Genomic DNA, 3,986 nt, shown 5'->3' on the forward strand with positions numbered 1-3,986 from the left:
CATCCGGTTCTACAGCTTCATTTCCAATAAATCGATAGGCACCTTCAACCACTGCAAGGTTGCTTTCACAAGAGGAGGCTAAAGATGAGCCCGTGTGGGCAGCCAGCTCAGCGGCTACATGAGTTAGTCTTTTTGTACGACGCTTGTCACCTAAGTCTGAGCACTTGAAAGTATGTTCAGCCCATTGCTGAAGAGGTAGTGGTGTAAACATAGTCTTGACCTATCTCAGAAAGGATAAGTCAAGTATAGAAGTTGTGACTAAGAGACAGGTCGAAGGGAGGGGATTACTGGCTGTTTGTTTTCTTCCTCTTTGCAGGTTTGTCGGTTTGCTCTTCTAAATGCTCTTCTGCGTTTAAGTAACCGTGATCTGTGGGTTGCCTGCCTTTATCAGCAATAATGTATGCCGCATCTGCCCACCTTCTTTTAAGTGATACAGAGCCATGCCCCTGTGGCGGGATGCCTATCCTGGCCTTTATTTGATCAATGTATGGTTTCATTAAATCCTGATTCAAAAGCCTGTTAACCGAAATTTCAATCACCTCAAATCCTGCTTTTTGCAACAGTGCGATTTTCAGCAGAGTCGAACCATTCCTGGTTGTGAAATCACCACCCACGTAATGATATGGTCCCTGCACTTCAATCACCATGTTGTGATCTGGCAGTAGCAGGTCAACCGGAGGTAATGAGTTCAAACACTTTTCTTCTTCAATCCGCAAAGAGGGAATGGATGATTGGAGCTGAGCGCAGAAGTCGGCCTGAGGTTTTGAAATGGTTGTCGGGTAATGGGGGACGAACGGACACGTCCTGCGAAGCCAGCTTGCGGCCATGGCAATGATGGATTGATCTTCTTTATTGTCCGGGGAGGTGTTTTCCAGACGAGTAAACAGCTCATCGATGTGCGGTTCAAGCCAGTTATTGTTATTGGAGTTCAGAGACAATCTGGCACAGCAGACCATTACTCCCCAGAGCGACATCAATATGTCTTGCTGTGAGAGCTGAAGATTTTCACTGATTCGGTAAACAAGCGATTCAAACACAGAGGTAGCCACGTTCAGCTCAACGAACTCACCCAGTTTCGCCGTGGCCCACAGCAGGTTGGTGATTTCCCGTGGTTTAAAGTTCGCTTTCTGGGTGTTCACATGGCGCAATAGCACGGTCACGGCCTCGCTGAGCTCTGATGTCCACTCCCCGTTATCCACCAGTTTCGCCATGGCCCACACAAGGTTGGCGATTTCCTGTGGTTTAAAGTTAGCTTGCTCTGTGTTGACGCGTGGCAACAGCGCGGCCACGGCCTCGTTGAGCCCTGATATCAACGCCCCGTTGTCCGCCAGTTTCGCCATGGCCCACAGCAGGTTGGCGATATCCTGGGCATTAAATAGGTTTTTCTGTACATTCACATGTTGCAGCAGCGCGGCCACGGCCCTGTGCAGCTCTAGTGTTTGCTCCAGCCCATTTTCCACCAGTTTCGCCATGGCCCATAGCAGGTTGGCAATATGCTGAGGGTTAAATTGATTTTTCTGTGCATTCACGCCGGTAAACAGTACGGCCAGGGCGGCTTTGAGCTCTGGTGTCTGCTCCTGCCCGTTGTCCACCAGTTTCGCCATGGCCCACAGCAGGTTGGCAATATGCTGAGGAATAAATTGGTTGTTTGGTGCGCTCACTTGGGGCAACAGCGCGGCCACAGTCTCTTTGAGCCCTGGTGTCCGCTCCTGCCCGTTGTCCACCCGTTTCGCCAGGGCCCACAGCAGGTTGGTGATTTCCTGAGGTTTAAAGTTAGCTTTCTGTGCGTTCACGAAGGGCAACAGCGCGGCCACGGCCTTGTTGAGTTCTGGGGTTTGCTCCTGCCCGTTGTCCACCAGTTTTGCCATGGCCCACAGCAGGTTGGCGATATGCTGAGGAATAAATTGGTTTTTTTTTGCGTTCACGAGGGGCAACAGCGCGGCCACGGCCTTGTTAAGTTCTGCTGTCTGTTCCAGCCCGTTGTCCACCAGTTTTGCCACGGCCCACAGCAGGTTGGCGATATGCTGAGGAATAAATTGGTTTTTTTTTTGCGTTCAGGTGGGGCAACAGTTTGGCCACAGCCTCGTTGAGCCCTGGTGTTAACTCATGTCTGTTATCCACCAGTTTCGCCATGGCCCACAGCAGGTTGGCAATGCCCTGGGCATTAAATTGGTTTTTCTGTGCGTTCACGCGGGGCAGTAGCGCAGCCACGGCCTGGTTAAGCTCTGGTGCCAACTGCTGCCCGTTGTCCACCAGTTTCGCCATGGCCCACAGCAGGTTGCTGATGCCCTGGGCATTAAATTGGTCTTTTTGGGTGTTCACAAGGGGCAACAGTGCGGCCACAGCTTTGTTGAGTCCTGGTTTTTGCTCCTGCTCGCTGTCTACCAGTTTTGCCATGACCCACAGCAGGTTGACGACACCCTGGGCATCAATATCCCTGGCTGGAGGTTTTTGGTTGCACTTGAATATGATGGCATCAAGTAGCGTTGACAGTAAGGCCGCTTGAGTACGCTTAACCCGCTCCTCCATGGGCTTATGAGGGGTAAATACACCCGCTGAAGTCAATGAATGCAGTGTTGTCGTCAGGCTTCGCCAATTCCAGCTTCGTGTTACGGAAAAATTTTGCAGTAAAGGTATCAGCTGGCTTTGTTCGTCTCGATTTAATGGTCTTTTAGCAGCTGACGTGTATTTTTTAATTGAACTGGCATATAGGCCGTGATCTCTCCCATCATAGCGATCACCGAAACGATCCGATTTATTCACCCAGCCAATGATTATTTCTTCTTTTATGAGGGCATTAAAATCTTGAGCAAGGTTTACTGAACGGTGCAGTAGATTTTGAGGAGGGCATGCGTCAGGTGAATAGTAAAATTCATTGTGCCCCGGGGCAGGATGGGAAGGATTATTCCGATGTCTGACTGTACACTGTCTATATCGTCCACCCCTTGCAGAAGCGGTATGGTTATCCGGCTGGTTGTCATCATTACCTGATCTTGCGTATTGATCACTGATACCAGCAGAGCATCTATTCATAACTATATTTCATTAATTCATGAGAATATAAAAAGCAGACTGCGGTTCTGTTCAGAAGTTCATTTTGCAGGAATGTGAAAACGGTTTCTGGATCGAAGGGAGGGGATTACTGGCTGTTTTTTTCTTCCTCTTGGCTGGTTTGCGGGTTTGTTCTTGTAAATGTTCTTCGGCGGTTAAGTGACCGTGATCTGAGGGTTGCCTGCCTTTATCAGCAGTAACGTATGGCGCATCTGCCCACCTTCTTTTAAGTGATACAGAGCCATGCCCTTGTGGCGGTATGCCTGTCCTGGTCTTTATTTGATCAATGTATGGTTTCATTAAATCCTGATTCCAAAGCCTGTTAACCGGAATTTCAATGACCTCAAATCCTGCTTTTTGCAACAGTGCGATTTTCAGCAGAGTCGAACCATTCCTGGTGTTGAAATCACCACCCACGTAATGAGAGGGCCCCTGAACTTCAATCACCATGTTGTGATCTGGCAGGAGCAGGTCAACCGGAGGCAGTGAATTCAGACTCTTTTCTTCTTCAATCTGCAAAGAGGGAAAGCATGATTGGAGTTGATCACGGAAGTCGGATTGAGGTTTTGACCTGATAGTCTGGTAATGAGGGACGAACGGGCACGCTCTCCCAAGCCAACTGGCGGCCATGGCAATGATGCGTTGATCCTCTTCATTGTGCAGGAATGTATTTTCCAGACGGGTAAACAGGCCATCCATGTGCTTTTCAAGCCAGTTATTTTTGTTGGCATCAGAGACCAGAGCAAATCTGGCACAGCATACCATTAACCCCCAGAGAGACATAAATATGTCTTGCTGAGAGAGCTGAGGATTGTCACTGATTCGGTAGACAAGCGATTCGAACGTGGATGTAACCACGTTCAGGTCAACGAGTTCACCCAGTTTCGCCATAGCCCACAGCAGGTTGGCGATGCCCTGGTCATTAAATTGGTCTT

The 3,986-nt window shown here is 49.2% G+C and carries 4 protein-coding genes; all 4 read right to left on the reverse strand.

All coding sequences use genetic code 11. The annotated features are described in order from the left end of the window. Positions 1-211, reverse strand: a 211-nt coding sequence (locus tag ACO6V1_RS22730) for an IS4/Tn5 family transposase DNA-binding protein (RefSeq protein WP_422468759.1), incomplete at its 3' end; no start/stop codon positions are given. A 73-nt stretch (positions 212-284) separates the two neighbouring features. After that, positions 285-2,000 (reverse strand): DUF1601 domain-containing protein, encoded by a 1,716-nt coding sequence (locus ACO6V1_RS22735; protein ID WP_422468761.1) that lies wholly within the window; start codon positions 1,998-2,000, stop codon positions 285-287. Further along, positions 1,954-3,033, reverse strand: a complete 1,080-nt coding sequence (locus ACO6V1_RS22740) for a hypothetical protein (RefSeq protein WP_422461574.1) — start codon at positions 3,031-3,033, stop codon at positions 1,954-1,956. The genes ACO6V1_RS22735 and ACO6V1_RS22740 overlap by 47 nt, the downstream gene beginning before the upstream one ends. 51 nt (positions 3,034-3,084) lie before the next feature. Continuing rightward, on the reverse strand, positions 3,085-3,986 hold a 902-nt coding region (locus tag ACO6V1_RS22745; protein WP_422468763.1), incomplete at its 5' end, for an RAP domain-containing protein.

The sequence above is a fragment of the Endozoicomonas sp. ALC013 genome, from assembly GCF_049310205.1.
GTDB lineage: Bacteria > Pseudomonadota > Gammaproteobacteria > Pseudomonadales > Endozoicomonadaceae > Endozoicomonas.

Bases quoted from the DNA above. Each gene is read 5' to 3' on its own strand.
- ACO6V1_RS22740 (WP_422461574.1), bottom strand. From the start codon at position 3,033: ATGAATAGATGCTCTGCTGGTATCAGTGATCAATACGCAAGATCAGGT.